Annotated in this window: 13 protein-coding genes; 9 read left to right on the top strand and 4 right to left on the bottom strand. The window is 70.5% G+C overall.

The features are described from left to right. Window positions 1-22: 22 nt before the first annotated feature. From H5965_RS37775 to H5965_RS37755, 5 genes are read left to right on the top strand one after another with little or no spacing between them, the layout of a single operon-like run. Entirely contained in the window at window positions 23-1,096 is a 1,074-nt protein-coding gene (locus H5965_RS37775; RefSeq protein ID WP_310975838.1) for an ABC transporter substrate-binding protein, read from the top strand. Further along, window positions 1,093-2,658 (top strand): sugar ABC transporter ATP-binding protein, encoded by a 1,566-nt coding sequence (locus H5965_RS37770; RefSeq protein WP_310975837.1) that lies wholly within the window; start codon window positions 1,093-1,095, stop codon window positions 2,656-2,658. The genes H5965_RS37775 and H5965_RS37770 overlap by 4 nt, the downstream gene beginning before the upstream one ends. Continuing rightward, complete coding sequence (locus tag H5965_RS37765) at window positions 2,639-3,589, top strand: ABC transporter permease (protein ID WP_310975836.1); 951 nt, start codon at window positions 2,639-2,641, stop codon at window positions 3,587-3,589. Before H5965_RS37770 ends, H5965_RS37765 begins: the two co-directional genes overlap by 20 nt. Further along, window positions 3,586-4,560: an ABC transporter permease gene (locus tag H5965_RS37760; protein WP_310975835.1), complete on the top strand. Its 975-nt coding sequence runs from the start codon at window positions 3,586-3,588 to the stop codon at window positions 4,558-4,560. Before H5965_RS37765 ends, H5965_RS37760 begins: the two co-directional genes overlap by 4 nt. 28 nt (window positions 4,561-4,588) lie before the next feature. Further along, window positions 4,589-7,048, top strand: coding sequence for a LamG-like jellyroll fold domain-containing protein (locus tag H5965_RS37755; RefSeq protein WP_310975834.1), 2,460 nt, complete (start codon window positions 4,589-4,591; stop codon window positions 7,046-7,048). A gap of 76 nt (window positions 7,049-7,124) precedes the next feature. On the opposite strand, the gene H5965_RS37750 is transcribed toward H5965_RS37755, so the two are convergent. Together H5965_RS37750 and H5965_RS37745 are read right to left on the bottom strand one after the other, a co-directional pair. Further along, entirely contained in the window at window positions 7,125-7,553 is a 429-nt protein-coding gene (locus tag H5965_RS37750) for a PGPGW domain-containing protein (protein ID WP_310975833.1), read from the bottom strand. Then, complete coding sequence (locus tag H5965_RS37745) at window positions 7,520-8,947, bottom strand: serine hydrolase domain-containing protein (RefSeq protein ID WP_310975832.1); 1,428 nt, start codon at window positions 8,945-8,947, stop codon at window positions 7,520-7,522. The genes H5965_RS37750 and H5965_RS37745 overlap by 34 nt, the downstream gene beginning before the upstream one ends. A gap of 136 nt (window positions 8,948-9,083) precedes the next feature. Here H5965_RS37745 and H5965_RS37740 point away from each other — a divergent pair, with 136 nt between their 5' ends. Further along, window positions 9,084-9,683 carry a dihydrofolate reductase family protein gene (locus H5965_RS37740; protein WP_310975831.1) on the top strand — a complete coding sequence of 200 codons (600 nt, stop codon included), beginning with the start codon at window positions 9,084-9,086 and terminating at the stop codon, window positions 9,681-9,683. Between the two features lie 5 nt (window positions 9,684-9,688). Here H5965_RS37740 and H5965_RS37735 read toward each other — a convergent pair whose 3' ends face one another. Both H5965_RS37735 and H5965_RS37730 read right to left on the bottom strand, forming a co-directional pair. Next, the gene (locus tag H5965_RS37735; protein WP_310975830.1) at window positions 9,689-10,276 is read right to left on the bottom strand and encodes an FMN reductase; all 588 of its coding nucleotides are present in this window, start codon (window positions 10,274-10,276) and stop codon (window positions 9,689-9,691) included. After that, window positions 10,273-11,367: an LLM class flavin-dependent oxidoreductase gene (locus H5965_RS37730; protein WP_310975829.1), complete on the bottom strand. Its 1,095-nt coding sequence runs from the start codon at window positions 11,365-11,367 to the stop codon at window positions 10,273-10,275. Before H5965_RS37730 ends, H5965_RS37735 begins: the two co-directional genes overlap by 4 nt. A 107-nt stretch (window positions 11,368-11,474) precedes the next feature. Between H5965_RS37730 and H5965_RS37725 the strand changes: the two genes are divergently transcribed. From H5965_RS37725 to H5965_RS37715, 3 genes are all read left to right on the top strand, one after another. Further along, the gene (locus H5965_RS37725; protein ID WP_310975828.1) at window positions 11,475-12,905 is read left to right on the top strand and encodes a hypothetical protein; all 1,431 of its coding nucleotides are present in this window, start codon (window positions 11,475-11,477) and stop codon (window positions 12,903-12,905) included. A 134-nt stretch (window positions 12,906-13,039) separates the two neighbouring features. Further along, complete coding sequence (locus tag H5965_RS37720; RefSeq protein ID WP_310975827.1) at window positions 13,040-15,091, top strand: DNA topoisomerase IV subunit B; 2,052 nt, start codon at window positions 13,040-13,042, stop codon at window positions 15,089-15,091. Between the two features lie 28 nt (window positions 15,092-15,119). Next, window positions 15,120-18,908: a DNA topoisomerase (ATP-hydrolyzing) gene (locus H5965_RS37715; RefSeq protein WP_310975826.1), complete on the top strand. Its 3,789-nt coding sequence runs from the start codon at window positions 15,120-15,122 to the stop codon at window positions 18,906-18,908. Window positions 18,909-18,926: the final 18 nt, after the last annotated feature.

The raw sequence follows: 18,926 nt of genomic DNA, 5'->3' as shown, positions 1-18,926 counted from the left end.
CGACGCTGCCCGAGGAGTCGACGTGCTCTTGCCCTCCCGTCCCCGACTGGTCCTGGTCACCGCGGCCGCCGCCGCGCTGACCCTCACCTCCTGCACCGCCCGGGAAGAAAGCCCCGCGGCGCCCTCCAGCGGCGGCGGACCGGCCGCCAGCGCCCAGTCCGCCGCGCCGTCCGCCGACGGCTGCACGCTCCAGAAAACCGGTTACCCCAAGGTCGACCTGAAGACCGCGGTGGTGGGTTTCTCCCAGTCCGAAAAGGAGGCCAACCCCTTCCGGATCACCGAGACGCAGTCCATCCGCGACGAAGCCGCGAAGCTGGGTATCGGCAACCTGCTGGTCACCAACGCCCAGAGCGACCTGAACCGCCAGATCAGCGACATCAAGTCGATGCTCGACCGCGGTGCCCAGCTGCTGATCGTCGCGCCGTTGAACTCCGACGGCCTGCAGCCCGCCCTCGACGCGGCGAAGGCCAAGAAGGTCCCGGTCGTCACCATCGACCGCAAGGTGACGTCCCAGCCGTGCACCGACTACCTGACCTTCATCGGCTCGAACTTCGTCGAGCAGGGCAAGCGCGCCGCCCAGGAGACCGCGCGGGTCACCGGCGGCACCGGCAAGGTCGCGATCCTGCTCGGCTCGTCCGGCAACAACGTCACCACCGACCGCACCAAGGGCTTCAAGGACGAGCTCGCGAAGACGCCGGGGCTGTCCGTGGTCGCCGAGCAGACCGGCGAGTTCGACCGCTCCAAGGGCCAGGCCGTGATGGAGCAGCTCATCCAGAGCCACCCGGACATCACCGCGGTCTACGCCGAGAACGACGAGATGGGCGTCGGCGCGGTCAACGCGCTGAAGACGGCGGGCAAGGCGCCCGGCAAGGACGTCAAGATCGTCTCCATCGACGGCACCCGCAACGCCGTGCAGCTCATCGTCGACGGCAGCTACAACGCGGTGATCGAGTCCAACCCGCGCTTCGGCCCGCTGGCCTTCCAGACGCTGCAGAAGTTCGCCGACGGCGAGGCCATCCCGCCCAGCATCGTCATCACCGACGACCAGTACGACGAGACGAACGCGGCGCAGAAGGTCGGGAACTCCTACAAATGACGGCCACCACCGAAGTGCGGACCGCACCGGTGCTCGAGGTGACCGGGGTGACCAAGCGGTTCCCCGGCACCCTCGCGCTCGACGACGTCAGCTTCGCGCTGGCCCCGGGCGAAGTGCACGCGCTGGTCGGCGAGAACGGCGCCGGCAAGTCCACGCTGATCAAGGTGCTCACCGGCGTCTACCAGCCCGACGAGGGAGAAGTGCGGCACCTCGGCGAGCCGGTGACGTTCAAGCGGCCGATCGACGCCCAGCGCGCCGGGATCTCCACGATCTACCAGGAGGTCAACCTCGTCCCGCTGATGAGCATCGCCGGCAACGTCTTCCTCGGCCGCGAGCCGCGCACGAAGGCCGGCCTGGTCGACTGGTCGAAGATGTACGCCGACGCCCGCGAGCTGCTCAAGGGCTACGGCATCACCGACGACGTCAAACGGCCGCTGCACACCCTCGGGGTCGGCGCCCAGCAGATGGTCGCCCTCGCCCGCGCGGTGTCGACCGACGCCAAGGTCGTCATCATGGACGAGCCGACGTCCTCGCTGGAACCGCGCGAGGTCGAGACGCTGTTCGAGGTGCTGAACCGGCTGCACGCCCACGGCATCGCGATCGTCTACGTCAGCCACCGGATGGACGAGCTGTACCGGGTCTGCGACAGCGTCACCGTGCTGCGCGACGGCCGCGTCGTCCACAGTGGACCGCTGAAGCCGCTGCCGCGCATCGAGCTCGTGTCGCTGATGCTCGGCCGCGAGATCCGGCAGATCCGCGAAGAGGGCGTCACGGCGTTCGGCGAGGAGCACGACGTCGAGCGCGAGCCGCTGCTCAAGGCCGAAAACCTCAGCGGCATGCGGAAGCTGCACGACGTCTCGGTCAGCATCCGGCCCGGCGAGGTCGTCGGCCTGGCCGGGCTGCTCGGCTCGGGCCGCAGCGAGACGGCCCGGGCCATCGTCGGCGCCTTCCCCCTCGACGGCGGCAGCGTGCTGCTCGCCGGGAAACCGCTCAAGAAAGGCCGGATCGCCCAAGCGATGCGGGCCGGGATCGCGCTGCTGGCCGAGGACCGCAAGACCGACGGGATCATCCCGAACCTGTCCGTCCGCGAGAACATCGTGCTCGCCGCACTGCCGGCCCTCTCGCCGTTCGGCCTGGTCAGCAAGGCCAAGCAGGACCGGATCGTGCAGGTCTTCATGGAGCGGCTGCGGATCAAGGCGGCCAGTCCCGAGCAGAGGGTGTCGGAGCTGTCCGGTGGCAACCAGCAGAAGGTGCTGCTGGCCCGCTGGCTCGCCACCGGCCCGAAGATCCTGCTGCTCGACGAGCCGACCCGCGGCATCGACGTCGGCGCGAAGGCCGAGGTCCAGGCGCTGATCGACGAACTCGCGCAGGAAGGGCTCGGCGTCCTGCTCATCTCGTCCGAACTGGAGGAACTGATCGACGGCTCCGACCGCGTGGTCGTCCTGCGCGACGGCTCGGTGGCCGGCGAACTGACCGGCGACCGCATCACCGAAGAGAACGTCCTGACGGCCATCGCGGCGGAAACCACCGGGGGTGACAACGATGTCCACGGCCACCCTTGAGCGCGCGAAGGTCACCGCGTGGCTGCAGAACTACGGCGTCTACCTGGCCGTCGTCGTGCTGCTGCTGTTCAACGTGGTGTTCACCGAGAACTTCCTGTCGGCGGCCAACTTCCGCACCCAGCTGGTGCAGGCGGCGCCGGTCTGCATCGTCGCGCTCGGCATGGCGCTGGTGATCGGCACCGAGGGCATCGACCTCTCGGTCGGCTCGGTGATGTCGATCGCCGCCGCGCTCATCCCGCTCTACCTGGGCGCGGGGCCACTGACGGCGATCATCGTGGCCGTCATCGCCGGGATCGTCTCCGGCCTGTTCAGCGGGTACCTGGTGGCCTACCTGGGCATCCAGCCGATCATCGCGACCCTCGCCCTGCTGGTCGGCGGCCGCGGGCTCGCGCTGGTCATCGCGCACGGCCAGCTCGTCCAGCTGCACAACCGGGACTTCCTCGAACTCGGCACCGGTGACGTCCTCGGCGTCCCGATCATGGTCGTCGTCGCGGGTGTCCTCGCCGTGCTGGCCGGGCTGGTCGTCCAGCGCACGACGTTCGGGCGGCACCTGGTCGCCGTCGGCGGCAACCGCGCGGCGAGCACCCTGGCCGGGCTGCCGGTGAAACGCGTGCTCGTCGGCGTCTACGTCATCTCCGGGGCGCTGGCCGCGGTGGCCGGCGTGCTGGCGACGTCGAGACTGGGCGCCAGCGACCCCAACGACCTCGGGCTGCTCATGGAACTGTCCGCGATCACCGCGGTCGTCGTCGGCGGTACGCCGCTGACCGGCGGCCGGGTCCGCGTGCTCGGCACCGTGTTCGGTGCGCTGCTCATGCAGCTCGTCCACGCCACCCTGATCAAGCACAACCTGCCGGACTCGACCGCGCAGATGGTCCAAGCGGCCATCATCGTCGTCGCGGTCTACGTCGCTCGCGAGCGGAGCAGCCGATGACCGCAACGCAGACCACGGAACGCAACGCCGCCTTCGCCGGAGTCCTGCAACGCCAGGGCGCGGCCGTCGTGCTCGTGCTGGGCATGGCCGCGGCGTGGTTCGCCTTCCCCCGCTTCGGGTCCGCGGACAACCTGCGGGACCTGGCGCTCCAGAGCTCCTTCCTGGCGGTGATCGCGCTCGGGATGACCTTCGTCATCATTTCCGGGGGCATCGACCTCTCGGTCGGGTCGAACTACGCGCTCGGCGGCGTCCTGGCCGCGTACGGCGCCCAGTACGGGCTGGTCGTGGCGATCCTGCTGCCCCTGGCGGTGTGTTCGCTGATCGGGTTCGTCAACGGCGTGCTCATCGCGCGCACCGGGATGGCGCCGTTCATCGTCACGCTCGCGTCGCTGCTGTTCGCCAGGGGACTGCTGCTGGCGCTGACGTCCGAAGGGGCGACGACGTACAAAGTGGACGCCGGTTCGGCGTTCCTCTGGCTCGGCCAGGGCACGATCTTCGGCATCGGCGTCCCGGTGTACCTGACGCTCGTCCTGTTCGCCCTCGGCGGGCTCCTGTTGCGCCGCACGCGCTTCGGCCAGTCCGTGTTCGCCATCGGCGGCGCCGAGCAGTCGGCGATGCTGATGGGACTTCCGGTGGCCCGCACCAAGATCGGCCTCTACACGCTCAGCGGCGCGCTCGCCGGCGTCGCGGGCATCCTCACCGCCGCCTACCTGCAATCCGGCGTCACGGTGATCGGTGTCGGCACCGAACTCGACGCGATCTCCGTCGTGGTCATCGGCGGCACGCTGCTCACCGGCGGCGCCGGGACGATCATCGGCACGCTCGTCGGCGTGCTGCTGCGCACGCTCATCCAGAACGTCATCAACCAGATCGGCACCCTCGACTCCAACTACCAGACCGTGGTGAGCGGGGCCTTCCTGCTCGTCGTCGTGGTGATCCAGCGCCTGCTCGCGCGCTCCCGTACCCGCTGACCCCTGTCCCCTACCAGGAGGTTCGACGATGCTCCGCCCCGCCCGCCTGGCCGCCGTGCTGGCCCTGGCGCTCACCGGACTCGCGGTGCCCACCGCGAACGCCGCGGCGCCACCGCAGTGGCAGCGGCTCGCGCCGCCGCTGTCGACGCCGTGGACGAACGACGTCTCCCCCACCAACGCCCTGCCGGACTACCCGAGACCGCAGCTGACCCGCGCGAAGTGGCAGAACCTCAACGGCGTCTGGGAATTCTCCTCGGCCAAGCCCGGGGAGGCCGCGCCGGTGGGCAGGACGCTGGGCGAGCGGATCCTGGTGCCGTACCCGGTCGAGTCGGCGCTGTCGGGGATCATGCGCCACGAGACGAACATGTGGTACCGGCGGACGTTCCAGCTGCCGCGCGACTGGCGGGGCCAGCGCATCCTGCTGCACTTCCAGGCCGTCGACTACGACACGACGGTGATCGTCAACGGCAAGACCGTCTCCCGGCACACCGGTGGCTACGACGCCTTCTCGGTCGACGTCACCGACGCCCTGACCACCGCCCGCGACCAGGAGCTGATCGTCGGCGTCGCCGACCCGAACGACCAGGGCGGGCAGCCGATCGGCAAGCAGCGCCAACCCGGTGACGGCATCTTCTACACGCCGTCGTCGGGCATCTGGCAGACCGTCTGGATGGAACCGGTCGCGTCCGCGCGCATCGACCGCCTGGACGTGACGCCGGACCTCGGTTCCGTGACGGTGACCGCGGTCGTCGGCGGGCCGGTGAAGCAGCGCGTCGAAGCGACGGCCTACGACCACGGCCGCCCGGTCGGGCGCGTGTCCGGCGACGCGAACAAGCCGTTGAAGCTCAAGGTGGACCGGCCGCACCTGTGGTCGCCCGACGACCCGTTCCTGTACGACCTGCGGGTGAAGCTCGTCCCGTCGGGCGACGAGGTCGGCTCGTACTTCGGGCTGCGCACGGTCGGGCTCGGCAAGACCGCCGACGGCAAGCAGCGGATGCTGCTCAACGGCAAGTTCGTCATGCAGGTCGGCCCGCTCGACCAGGGCTTCTGGCCGGACGGCATCTACACCGCGCCGACCGACGCCGCGCTGAAGTTCGACCTGGAGCAGGAGAAGGCGCTCGGCTTCAACATGGTGCGCAAGCACATCAAGGTCGAGCCGGACCGCTGGTACTACTACGCCGACAAGCTCGGTCTCCTGGTCTGGCAGGACATGCCGGCGATGAAGGACGACGTCGAGCCGTCCGCGGCTTCGCGCGTCAACTTCGAGTCCGAGCTGAAGCGGATGATCGACCAGCACCGCAGCTTCCCGTCGATCGTCAGCTGGGTGCCGTTCAACGAGGGCTGGGGCGACTACGAAGTCGGCCGCATCGCCGACCTGGTCAAGTCCTGGGACCCGACGCGGCTGGTGAACGCCGAATCCGGCGTCAACTGCTGCCGGTCCGAACCGGACAGCGGCAAGGGTGACGTCTACGACGACCACACCTACACCGGCCCGGGCACCCCGGCGCAGAGCGGCACCCGCGCGGCGGTCGACGGCGAGTACGGCGGCCTCGGCCTCAAGGTCGCCGGGCACGAGTTCGACCCGGCGGGCAGCTTCGCCTACGAAATGGAACCCGACAGCGCGACGCTGACCCGGCGCTACGGCGAACTCCAGCAGCGCCTGCTGCTGGTCGCCCAGCGGTGCGGGGTGTCCGCGGGTGTCTACACGCAGACCACCGACGTCGAGAAGGAGGTCAACGGCTTCTTCACCTACGACCGGCAGGTGAAGAAGATGGACTTCGCGGCGGTCCGCGCGGCGAACCTCGCGGTGATCAAGGGGGCCACCGGCGCCCCGGTGTCCGGTCCGTCCGTTCCCGCCGGAACGCCCGGGATCGACGGCATCGCCGCCTACCCCTTCGACGAGAACGTGGGCACGGTGGCCGAGGACGTCGTCGGCAGCCACGACGCCACGCTGGTCGGCGGCGCGTCCTGGACGGCCGGCAAGAGCGGGTCGGCGCTGGCCACCAACGGTTCCGGCCAGTTCGCCGACACCGGCGCGGCCCTGGTGAACACCGAAGGCAGTTACAGCGCGGCGGCGTGGGTCCGCTTCAACGCGGTCGGCGACGGCTTCCAGACGATCGTGAGCCAGGACGGCGACAGCAACAGCGCGTTCTTCCTGCAGTACTCGGGTGCGGACCACCGGCTCGCGATGAGCTTCGTGGGCACGCGGGCCCTGGCGCCCACGGCTCCGGAAGCGAACCGCTGGTACCACGTGGTCGGCGTCCGCGACGCGGCCGCGGGCACGCTCAAGCTGTACGTGGACGGTCAGTTGGCGGCGACGAAGAGCGTCTGCCTCGGCGAAGCGTCGACGGGCCACACGGTGATCGGCCGCGGCAAGTACGGCGGCGGCCCGGTCGACTTCCTCAACGGGGCGGTCGACCAGGTCCACGTCTACGACCGGGCCCTGTCCGATTCGGACGTGAGCGCGTTGTACTCGAGCGGGAAGTAGGAAACCAACCGGACGGCCCGGGGACCGCGGTCCCCGGGCCGTCCTTCACCCTTGCCGGGCGACCATGGCGCCGCGGCTACCGGTCGGTCGACGCCTTCGCCCCGGTCTCGCGCCGCGACTTGACCCGGTGGTAGCTCCAGCCCAGCAGCGCGAACAGGATGATCGAGGACAGGATCAGGCTCGACCCGGTGCTCCAGCCGCTGAACGGCAGCGACTTCACCGTGCCCCAGACGATCCCCGCCGCCAGCAGCGCCAGCCCGGCCAGCACCGATCCGGCGATCCGCAGCGGCGACGACACGCTGTCCTCGGCCGCCTTCATCGCGCGGTCGCGCACCGGGTCGACGTACTTCTCCAGCGCCGGGAACTCCGAGGCCAGCACCAGGAGCCCGGCGAGCACGAGCAGCAGCCCGGGGCCGGGGAGGACGAGCAGCACCACGCCGACCACCAGCAGGACCGCACCCGCCACGGTGATCAGGATCCGCTTCGCCTGCTTGCCGATGCCCACTGGGCGTCTCCCCTCGTCTTCCCCGATTGTTCCTGGTCGCGGCGCCGCGTGCCACTCGCCAGGACCCGGGCCCTGGCCGCGGCCACCGTCAGCCCCGCCAGCGCGGCCACGCCGAGCGCGGCCACGAGCCCCGGCCAGACGTAGAGCACCTGGGCGTAGGTACCCCGCCGTCCGGCGAATACCCACCCGAGCAGCTGCGGCAGGAACACCAGCGGGACGAGCGGCAGCAGCGGCGGCGCGACCCGCCACCACCGGGGCTTCCGCCCGGCCCGGCGGACGCCCAGGACGGCGAGGCCCACCACGAGCAGCGCCAGGGCGCCGAGCACCCGGTCCGCGACCACCCCGGCGGGCAGGGCCGGCTCCGGCGTGCCGCCTTCCAGCAGGCTCGCGAGGCCCTGGGCCAGCAGCTCCGCGTCGTTGTCCAGGGCCAGCCCGGTGTTCGCGAGCACGGCGATGCCGTACCCGCCGGGCAGCAGCACCTGCGCCGCGGTGTGGGTGAACAACTCGCCGGTGTGCGACGTCCGCCCGTCCCGGACGCGCCAGCCCAGCGCGTAGTCGCGTCCGGGCGCGGGCGTGTGGGCGGTCCGGACCGATTCCGGGGTCAGCACCCCGCCGCCGTCCTGCTGCGCCCGCAGCCACTTCGCCAGGTCCGCCGCGGTGCTGAGCACGCCGTGACTGCCGCCGGTGAACCAGTCCGGTTCGGACGCCGGCACCTCGATCCCGAACGCCCGGACGTACCCCTCGGTCCCGGACGGCGGCGCGTCCACGGCGGTGCTGCCGGTCATCCCCAGCGGCCGGAAGAGGTGCCCGGCGAGGTGGTCCGCGAACGGTTGCCCGGCCACGACCTCGACGATCCGCGCGGCGACCTCGTAGTTCGGGTTGTGGTAGTGGAACGTGGTGCCCGGCTCGCCGGCGAGTTCCGCGTCCTTCAGCCGGGCCACGGCCTCGGCGAGGGTGTGCGGCTGCGGCAGGGTCAGGTCGGGGAAGGCGGAGTCGGCCATCCCGGACGTCTGGTCCAGCAGCATCCGGACGGTGATCTTCGCGCCGCGCGGATCGGCGAGCCGGAAGTCGGGCAGGTACCGCGTCACGGGCTCGTCCAGCCGCAGCCGGCCGGCTTCGGCGAGCTGCAGGACGGTGATGGCCGTCATGGACTTGCTCACCGACGCGATCGGCAGCCGGGTCTCCGCGGTCAGCGGCGCGCCCGCGGCGTCGTGGCCGTAGCCGGCGGTCCGGACCACTTCGTCGCCGTGGGTGATCGCGACGGCCGCGCCGGGGAGGCCGGTGTGGTCCAGGTAGGCGCGGACGTAGCTGTCGATGTCCGGGCGCGGGGCCGCCGCGGCCGGGGTCGCCGTGGCCGTCAGGAGGGCCGCCAGCGCGAGGAGAAGCCTGATCATGGGGTGAAGGTAGGCAGCGCGGGGTGGCGGCCGCCGCTGCCGGACGACCGGGACGACCCCTTACTTTCGGCACCTTCCCGTGATTTACTCAATCCATCGGTTGATAAACCAAATGGTTGACCAGGAGGTGCGGGCGATGCCCGGAGTGGTGGCGAGTTTCTGCATGTCGCTCGACGGATTCGTGGCCCGGCCCGACGACAGCGTCGGGCCGCTCTTCGACTGGTACCGGGCCGGGGACGTCGAGCTGCCGATGATCGGCTACCCGATGACGTTCCGGGTCGCGGCGGCGAGCGCGGAGTACCTGGGCACGTTCCTGGATTCGGTGCGCCACAGCGCGTTCGTGTGCGGCCGCCGCGTGTTCGAGTACACGCACGGCTGGGGCGGCCGGCCGCCGGGCGGTGGCACGGCGTTCGTCGTGACCCACCGCCCGCCCCCGGCGGACTGGCCCGCCGACCACCTGGCGCCCTTCACGTTCTGCCCGGACGTCGCGACCGCGGTCGAGCAGGCCCGGTCGGCGGGCGACGGAACGGTCGGCGTTTCCGGGCCGTCGATCGCGCAGCAGTGCCTGGAGCTCGGGCTGCTCGACGAGCTGCGGATCGACCTGGTGCCGGTGCTGCTCGGCGAAGGGGTGCGGTACTTCGGGCGCCCCGACCTCGGGAAGTCCGAGCTGGAGCAGGTGGAAGTCGTTGCCGGACAAGGGGTCACCCATCTCCGGTACCGGGTCCACCACCCGTGACCGCCTTACTCGGCCGCCAGCAACTGCTCGAACGGAACGAAATCCGGCTCGCTCGAGGCGGCGACCCGCCCCGAGGCCGACGAAGCCAGTTCCGCCCCCGCCTTCTCGATCCGCCGCTGCAACGCCCCCGAAGCCTCGCCGCTGCCCCAGTCCGACGATGCCGCGTACACGCCGGTGGCCACCGGATCCGCCTTCAGGTACCCGAACAACGGCCGCAGCTGGTAGTCCAGCACCAGCGAATGCCGTTCCGTGCCGCCGGTGGCCGCGAGCAGCACCGGCTTGCCGACCAGCGAATCCGTGTCGAGCACGTCGAAGAACGACTTGAACAGCCCGCTGTAGCCGGCCGTGAACACCGGGGTCACCGCGATCACCGCGTCCGCGCCGGTCACCGTCTCGATCGCGGTGCGCAGCTGGGGGCTCGGGAAGCCGGTCAGCAGGTTCTTCGTGACGTCCAAGGCGATGTCCCGCAGCTCCACCACGGACACCGAGACCGGTTCCCCGGCCGCGGCGACGGTCGCCGCGGCCAGGCGGTCGGCGAGCAGGCGGGTCGACGAAGGCACCGACAGGCCCGCGGTCACCACTGCGAGCTTCATACCGTCGCCTCCACCGCGGCCGAAGCCGCCGCCTTCAGGGATTCGTGCGTCGGCGCGTCCGGCACGTGCGCCGGGCGCAGGGCGTCGAGTTCCTTGCGCAGCACCGGGACCACGTGCTCGCCGAGCAGGTCGAGCTGTTCCAGGACGGTCTTCAGCGGCAGGCCGGCGTGGTCCATCAGGAACAGCTGGCGCTGGTAGTCGCCGAAGTGCTCGCGGAAGGTCAGCGTCTTGTCGATGACCTCCTGCGGGCTGCCCACGGTCAGCGGCGTCTGATCGGTGAACTCCTCCAGGGACGGCCCGTGCCCGTACACCGGCGCGTTGTCGAAGTACGGCCGGAACTCGTTCCACGCGTCCTGGGACTTGGGCCGGATGAACGCCTGGCCGCCCAGGCCGACGATCGCCTGGTCCGCCGAGCCGTGGCCGTAGTGCTCGAACCGCTGGCGGTAGAAGGAGATCAGCTGCTGGAAGTGTTCCTTCGGCCAGAAGATGTGGTTGGCGAAGAAGCCGTCGCCGTAGTACGCGGCCTGCTCGGCGATCTCCGGGCTGCGGATCGAACCGTGCCACACGAACGGCGGGACGCCGTCCAGGGGCCGCGGGGTGGACGTGAAGCCCTGCAGCGGGGTTCGGAACTTGCCGGACCAGTCGACGACGTCTTCGCGCCACAGCTTGCGCAGCAGCGCGTAGTTCTCGATCGCGAGCGGGATGCCCTGGCGGATGTCCTGGCCGAACCACGGGTAGACCGGGCCGGTGTTGCCGCGGCCCATCATCAGGTCGACGCGGCCGTCGGCGAGGTGCTGGAGCATCGCGAAGTCCTCGGCGATCTTCACCGGGTCGTTCGTGGTGATGAGCGTCGTCGACGTCGAGAGGATCAGCTTGGACGTCTGCGCCGCGATGTGGCCCAGCATCGTCGTGGGCGACGACGGGATGAACGGCGGGTTGTGGTGCTCGCCGGTCGCGAAGACGTCGAGGCCGACCTCTTCGGCCTTGAGCGCGATGCGGACCATCGCCTTGATCCGCTCGTGCTCCGTCGGCGTGGTTCCGTTCGTGGGATCGGTCGTGACGTCGCCCACCGTGAAGATTCCGAACTGCATGACCTGCTCCCTTCGCGAGCACCATCTTACATGCGCGTTCAACTACTTCCAAGCAAGAGATATTCCGGCCGTCAGGCGTCCGAGGGGCACCGGCTAAGGTCGGGGGCATGGACGCGGAGCTCGCTCGGCTGGGTTTGGCAGAACGTTCGGTACGACTACTCGCCGGTCGCGACATCTGGGCCTCGATCACCCCCTTGCTCGCCCCGCGCCGGAACCTGGTGGCCGCCTTCGGTCACGTCGGGCCCGGCGCGGCGGCCCTGCTGCCCTTGCAACCCGGTGACACGCTGATCACGGACGCGAGCCTGGACACCGTGCTGTCCGGCGCGACGAGCCCGCACGCGCTGCTGCACTGGGTCAAGGCGGGCGTGATCGTGCACTCGCTGCGGGGCCTGAACGCGAAGCTGGTGATCGCGGAGGACGACCCGTCGTTCGTGGTGGTCGGCTCGGCCGACGTCACCGCCGCCGGCCCGCGGCAGCTGTTCGAGGCCGTCACGCTCTCGCACGAGCGGCACACCGTCGAGGAGGCCCAGGAGGCCTGGCTCGAGTGGTGCGACCTCGCGGGCCCCTCGCTGACCGCGGGTGACCTGGAGCCGCTGCTGGAGCAGTACGGCGCGGGCAAGCCGGTCACGGCCCGCCCCGCGGCGGCGACCCGGACCGCGGCAGCCCCCGCCCGGCCGGTGGTGACCAGCCGCCCGGTGACCCCGGTCCGCCCCGCGGCCGCGACGCCACCGCCCTCGCCGGTCCGCCCCGCGGCGCCCGCGCCGTCGCCGGTCCGCCCGGCCACGCCGCCCGCGTCGCCGGTGCGCCCGGCAGTGTCCGATGCCCCCGCCGCCGCTTCCCCCACGCCGGGCGCCCCGGCCACCGGGTCTCCGGCGCCGTCGCCCGCCGAGCCCGCCCGCCCGGCGCAGCCGGAGGCGGGTTTCCCGGCCGCCGAGGCCGGCTCGCCCGAAACCACGGCCGCCGCCACCGAGCCCGCTATCGCGGAACCGGTTGCGGCCGAGCCGGAAGCCGCCGAAACCGCCGAAACCACCGACGTGCCGCGCCCGTCCTGGCCGCGCCCGGCCGAGCTCTACCTGGTCAGCCTGGTCGAAGGCGGCGAACCGTCCGCCGAGGCGGAGTACCGCCTGGAAGAGCTGTCCCGCGAGTACACCCACCCCGGCGAAGACGGCGAATCGCCGTTCCGCGTCGAGCTGTTCTGGGCCGACGACGGCCAGGGCCAGGACCCGCCGCGCACGCTGCGCGCGGGCGTGCACGTGATCCCCGTCTACAGCCAGAAGCAGGGCCGTCCCCTCGTCGGGTCGCGGATCGAGGCCCCCGGGCTCGTCCTGCAGGCGCACGTCGACGAGTTCGCCTACCCCCGCCGGACGTACTGCTACGTGCTGACCCGGCAGTCGGCCGCCAAGCCGGCGTTCGGCGACCTCCGCAAAGCCCTCGCCGCGATCGGCGAGAAGCCGAACTTCCGGAACAGTTTCCAGGTCCCGCGGAAGATCGAAGCCCTGCTGGGCCTGTGGCCCGACCTGGGCTACGACCCCCGTTAGGGGGCGGCGCACGCCACTCCGGGAGCGGGAGCGCGCGAAAGTTGTCGGGGGTGGCGGATATCCTGCACTACGGTGCAGGCGAGTCCGCACCACCACCAGCACTTTCGCGAGCCACGATCCGGGAGAACGACCCTGTGACTGCCGAGACCTTGTACGGGGCCGACGACCTGACGCATCTCGAGGGTCTCGAAGCCGTCCGCAAACGACCCGGGATGTACATCGGCTCCACCGACAGCCGGGGCATCAACCACCTCTTCTCCGAGGTGGTGGACAACTCGACGGACGAGGGTGTCGCCGGCCACGCGACGAAGATCGTCGTCACGCTGCACGCCGACGGCAGCGTCCAGGTGGACGACGACGGCCGCGGCATCCCCACCGGCACCCACGCCAAGTCCGGTCTGTCCGGCGTCGAGCTGGTGCTGACGCGGCTGCACGCCGGCGGCAAGTTCGGCGGCTCCGGCTACAAGACCTCCGGCGGCCTGCACGGCGTCGGCGCTTCGGCGGTCAACGCGCTGTCGCACCGCTTCGACGTCACGGTGAAGCAGGACGGCAAGGTCCACCAGATGTCGTTCAAGCACGGCGTCCCGGGCACGTTCGACGGGCCGGGCCCGAAGGCGAAGTTCACCCGCCGGTCCGGGCTGAACGTCGTCGGCAAGATGAAGCGCGGCGAGCGCAGCGGCACGTCCATCCGCTACTGGTACGACGCGCGCTACTTCGAGTCCGGCGCGGCGCTCGACGTCGAAGGCGTCCGGTCGAAGCTGCGCAACACGGCGTTCCTCGTCCCGGGCGTCACGTACGTGCTGCGCACCGCGATCGAAGACACGATCAACGAAGAGACGTTCCACTTCCCGAACGGCCTGGCCGACATGGTCGACTTCCTCACGCCGTCGGGTGAGAAGCCGGTCTGCGGCACACTGCTGATCACCGGCGAAGGCACGTACAAGGAGAACGCGGCCGACGCCGCCGGCGTCATGCAGTCCAATGTGGAGCGCCACGCCGAGGTCGAGGTGGCGCTGCGCTGGGGCACCGGCTACGAGCGCACGGTCGAGTGCTTCACCAACACGATCCGCAACGTCCACGGCGGCACCCACCGCCGCGGCTTCGACCGCGCGATGGCGAAGGCGTTGCAGGAGGCGATCTCCAAGACCCGCGGGCTGCTCAAGCCCAAGGAGGACATGCCGACGATCGAGGACGTCCTCGAGGGCATGACGGCCGTGATCCACGTCCGGCTGCCGGAGCCGCAGTTCACGTCGCAGACCAAGGACGAGCTGTCCACCGCCGGCATCACCCGCGTGCTGCAGGGCATCGTCGACAAGCACGTCAAAGCCTGGACCGAGGATCGCAAGACGAAGTCCGAGGCCAAGGTCGTGCTGCAGAAGGTGGTCGACGCCTCCCGCGTCCGGCTCACCCAGAAGCAGCAGAAGGACGCCGCCCGGCGCAAGACCGCCCTCGAGGGCGCGGCGATGCCGCCGAAGCTGGTCGACTGCCGCACCACCGGCGTCTCCCGCAGCGAACTGTTCCTGGTCGAGGGTGACAGCGCGCTGGGGTCGGCGCGGATGGCGCGCGTGTCGGAGTACCAGGCGCTGCTGCCGCTGCGGGGCAAGATCCTGAACGTCCAGAAGGCGTCGCTGGGCGACACGCTGAAGAACGCCGAGATCGCGTCGATCGTCCAGGTGCTCGGCGCGGGCACCGGGCGCACGTTCGACCTGACGACCATGCGCTACGGCCGGGTGATCCTGATGGCCGACGCGGACGTCGACGGCTCGCACATCCGCACCCTGCTGATCACGCTGTTCGCGAAGTACATGCGCCCGGTGATCGAGGACGGCCGGCTGTACGCGGCGATGCCGCCGCTGCACAAGCTCGTCACGAAGGGCCGCAACCCGGAGACGCACTTCACGTACACGCAGCAGGAGATGGAGGCGAAGTTCGCCGAGCTGGAGAAGGCCGGCAAGAACATCGTCACCCCGGTGCCCCGGTTCAAGGGTCTCGGCGAGATGGACGCCGACGAGCTGTGGGAGACCACGATGAACCCGGCCACCCGCTCGGTCCGCCGCATCACCATGGACGACGTCGAAGCCGCCGAGGGCGCGCTGGAACTGCTGATGGGCGAGAAGGTCGAGCCCCGGCGGAACTGGCTGGTCGCCTCTTCGGACCGGATCGACCGCGAAGCCATCGACGCTTAAGTTTTCTCAGCTACCAAGGAGTTCTGCCGTGGCACGCCGCAAGGGCACCACCACCAAGGTCGATCCCAGCGCGTTCGACTCCCCCGGTGCGCACGTCTTCGACAACTCGCTCAAGACCGAGATCGAAGACTCCTACCTGGAGTACGCGTACTCGGTCATCCACTCACGCGCCCTCCCGGACGCGCGTGACGGGCTGAAGCCGGTGCACCGCCGGATCCTGTTTTCCATGCACGAGCAGGGGTACCGGCCCACACACGCGTATGTGAAGTCGTCCCGCGTGGTCGGCGACTGCTTCGTCCGCGGCGCACTGGTCTCCACCCCGGGCGGACTGCGGCCGATCGAAGAGATCGAACTCGGCGACCAGGTGCTCGACCGCCGTGGTGCCGCCGTGCCGGTCACCGAGGTCTACGAGAACCCGGTGTCCGCACTCGTGCGGGTCACGTGGTCGAACGGGCACACGATGCTCGTGACGCCGGGCCAGCGGTTCCGGACGGTGGCGGAAGACTCGAGTCTGACGTGGACGGACGCCCGCGACCTCGCCGGGCGACAGACCGTTGCCTACGGGAGCGCACGCCGCGAAAACCGTTCGACGGGCGGAGATCGCTACGCCTACCTCCTCGGCTTGATCACGGCCGAAGGGTTCGCGGTCGACCGCAACCGCGACGCGGACGGCCGGGTCCGGATCCACATGTGCGACGTGGAGCCGCTCGACGCGGTGTACGCCTGGGCAACGGCTCACGGCCTGGGCGTGTCGCGGGGGACACGCACCGCGGCGAAGCCGAGTTGGCGCGACCAGCACATTCTCACTTTCGCCCGGCACGAAGGCCTCCTTGCGGCCGGTGGCCCGCTCAGCGACGCGAAGGTCGTCCCGGCGGAGGTTCTCGCGGACCGGTCGAGCTGGGCGCCGTTCCTCGCGGGACTCTTCGACGGCGACGGCCACATCCGCAAGAGCAACCGCGAGATCGTCTACGTCAGCACGAGCGAGACGCTGGTCCGGCAGGTCTACGCGATGCTCGCGGACCTCGGGATCCACGGTCACCACTGGACCAATCCGGAGACCGGCGGCCACAAGACCTTGCTCGGTCTCTCGGTCAGCGGATCCGACGCCGCGGCACTGGCCGGCATCCTGGCGCCGTGGATCACGATCGGCTACAAGAAGAGCGATCTGGAAAAGCTCACGGAGATCACCTACGGCTACGGCGGCAAGCAGGGCAACGACCGGCTGCCCAACAAGGTGGTCATGGCCGAGTTCTCCGCGGCCCACCTCGGCGGCGGCTGGTTCCGCGACACCGAAGGAACCGCCTTCCGCGCTTCGCTGTCCGCGGTGAGCGGGGCCAAGGTCCGCTACGGCAAGGACCGGCACGGCACCGCACTGGCCGATCGCTCGTTCCCGCTCGCGCGGGCGCACCAGGACGGCTGGATCGACAAGCTGCGCCGCATCGGTTCTCCGCTGGCCGACCGGCTGGACGCGCTGAAGGGGTTCTCGTTCCTCGAAGTGGTGTCGGTCGAGCCCGTCGAGCCGGACGTCACCTACGACATCCAGGTCGGCAGCGAAGCACACGAGTTCGTGGTCGAGGGGTTCGCCGTCCACAACTGCATGGGCAAGTACCACCCCCACGGCGACACCGCGATCTACGACGCGATGGTCCGCTTGGCCCAGGACTTTTCCCTCAACGCACCCCTGATCGACGGCCACGGCAACTTCGGCTCCCCCGACGACGGCCCGGCCGCCAGCCGGTACACCGAAGCCCGCATGTCGCCCGAGGCGATGCAGCTGGTCGGCGAGCTCGGCGAAGACACCGTCGACTTCCGCCCGAACTACGACGGTTCGCTCGAAGAGCCGTCCGTGCTGCCCGCGGCGTTCCCGAACCTGCTGGTCAACGGCACGTCCGGGATCGCGGTCGGGATGGCGACCAACATGATCCCGCACAACCTCGGCGAGGTCATCGCCGCGGCGCGGTGGCTGATCACGCACCCGTCGGCGACGCTCGACAAGCTGATGGAGTTCGTGCCCGGCCCCGACCTGCCGACCGGCGGCAAGCTGCTGGGCCTCGACGAGGTCCGCCGCGCGTACGAGACCGGCCGCGGCGTGGTCCGGATGCGCGCGAACGTCGAGACCGGCCCCCTGGAAGGCAGCCGCGGGCGGCAGGCGATCACCGTCACCGAGCTGCCCTACGGCGTCGGGCCGGAGAAGGTGATCGAGAAGATCACCGACGAGGTCAACAAGTCCAAGCGGCTCACCGGCATCGCCGACGTCAAGGACCTCACCGACCGCGAGAACGGCACGCGGCTGGTCATCGAGTGCAAGGTCGGCGTCAACCCGCAGGCGCTCCTGGCCGACCTGTACCGGCTCACGCCGCTGGAGCAGTCGTTCGGCATCAACAACCTGGTGCTCGTCGACGGCCAGCCGCAGACCCTGGGCCTGAAGGAACTCCTGGAAGTCTTCCTGCGGCACCGCTACGACGTCGTCACGCGGCGCACGAAGTACCGCCGCCGCAAGCGCGAAGAGCGGCTGCACCTGGTCGACGGCCTGCTGATCGCGCTGCTGAACATCGACAAGGTGATCCGGCTCATCCGCGAAAGCGAGAACGCGCAGGCGGCCAAAGACGGCCTGATGACGCGCTTCAAGCTCTCGGAGATCCAGGCGACGTACATCCTCGACACGCCGCTGCGCCGGCTGACCAAGTACGACCGCCTCGAGCTGGAGTCGGAGCAGGAGCGGCTGCGCGAGGAAATCGCGGAGCTGACCAAGATCCTGGACGACGAGTCGGTGCTGAAGAAGCTCGTCTCGGCGGAGCTGGCGAAGATCGCGAAGGACTTCCCGACCGAGCGCCGCACCGCCCTGATCGACGGTGACCTGAAGGAGGTCCTGGCCGCGTCGAAGCCGTCAGGCCCCCTGGAGGTCGCGGACGACCCGTGCCAGGTGATCCTGTCGGCGACCGGCCTGGTGGCCCGCACCGCGGCCGAGTCCGAAGAAGCGACGGAGACGCGTCGCCGCAACGGCCGCGTGAAGCACGACGCGGTGGCGGCGCTGGTCCACACGACCGCGCGCGGGCAGATCCTCCTGGTGACCAGCCGCGGCCGCGCGTTCAAGACGGATGTCCTGCCGCTGCCGGTGCTGCCCGAGCAGGCAGGCACGGTCTCGCTGCGCGGCGGCATGGCGGCTCGCGAGCTGGTCCCCCTGGAAAAGGGCGAGACGGTGATCGGCATCGCGCCGCTGGGCGAACAGGCGGCGGGCTCCCCGGGCCTGGCCCTGGGCACGAAGGCCGGCGTCGTGAAGATCTGCGCACCGGAGTGGCCGGTCCGCTCGGACGAGTTCGAAGTGATCTCACTGAAGGACGGCGACGAAGTCGTCGGCGCGACCTGGCTGACGGACGGTTCGGAGACGCTGGCGTTCGTGTCGTCGGAGGCGTCGCTGCTGAAGTACGCGGCGTCCCTGGTCCGCCCGCAGGGCCTGAAGGGCGGCGGCATGGCGGGCATGAACGTCGGCTCGGGCTCGGTGGTGTTCTTCGGAGCGGTCCGCACGGACGACGACGAGCACGGCGAACCACTGGTGATCACGGCAACGGGCCAGAGCGTGAAGGTGACCCCGTTCAGCGAGTACCCGGCGAAGGGCCGCGCGACCGGAGGCGTCCGGGCCCAGCGTTTCCTCAAGGGCGAGACGGCGTTGCGCGTGGCCTGGATCGGCCCCCGCCCGGCCGGAGCGGCCCGCAACGGAGACCCGGTGGAGCTCCCGGAGATCGACGTCCGCCGCGACGGCTCAGGCCACGCCCACCCGGGCCCGGACGTGGTCGGCCACCTCATCGAGCGCGACTGACGGTCGTGCGTGGCAAGG

The organism is Amycolatopsis sp. 505 (genome assembly GCF_031625235.1).
Classification (GTDB): Bacteria; Actinomycetota; Actinomycetes; order Mycobacteriales; family Pseudonocardiaceae; genus Amycolatopsis.
The sequence above is the reverse complement of the archived record's forward strand: the minus strand, read 5'-3'. Positions and strand labels throughout refer to the sequence as shown.

Coding starts and splice junctions, on each gene's coding strand:
- H5965_RS37770 (WP_310975837.1), top strand. CDS start 1,093: ATGACGGCCACCACCGAAGTGCGGACCGCACCGGTGCTCGAGGTGACC.
- H5965_RS37765 (WP_310975836.1), top strand. CDS start 2,639: ATGTCCACGGCCACCCTTGAGCGCGCGAAGGTCACCGCGTGGCTGCAG.
- H5965_RS37745 (WP_310975832.1), bottom strand. CDS start 8,947: ATGATCAGGCTTCTCCTCGCGCTGGCGGCCCTCCTGACGGCCACGGCG.
- H5965_RS37740 (WP_310975831.1), top strand. CDS start 9,084: ATGCCCGGAGTGGTGGCGAGTTTCTGCATGTCGCTCGACGGATTCGTG.
- H5965_RS37725 (WP_310975828.1), top strand. CDS start 11,475: ATGGACGCGGAGCTCGCTCGGCTGGGTTTGGCAGAACGTTCGGTACGA.
- H5965_RS37760 (WP_310975835.1), top strand. CDS start 3,586: ATGACCGCAACGCAGACCACGGAACGCAACGCCGCCTTCGCCGGAGTC.
- H5965_RS37730 (WP_310975829.1), bottom strand. CDS start 11,367: ATGCAGTTCGGAATCTTCACGGTGGGCGACGTCACGACCGATCCCACG.
- H5965_RS37735 (WP_310975830.1), bottom strand. CDS start 10,276: ATGAAGCTCGCAGTGGTGACCGCGGGCCTGTCGGTGCCTTCGTCGACC.
- H5965_RS37755 (WP_310975834.1), top strand. CDS start 4,589: ATGCTCCGCCCCGCCCGCCTGGCCGCCGTGCTGGCCCTGGCGCTCACC.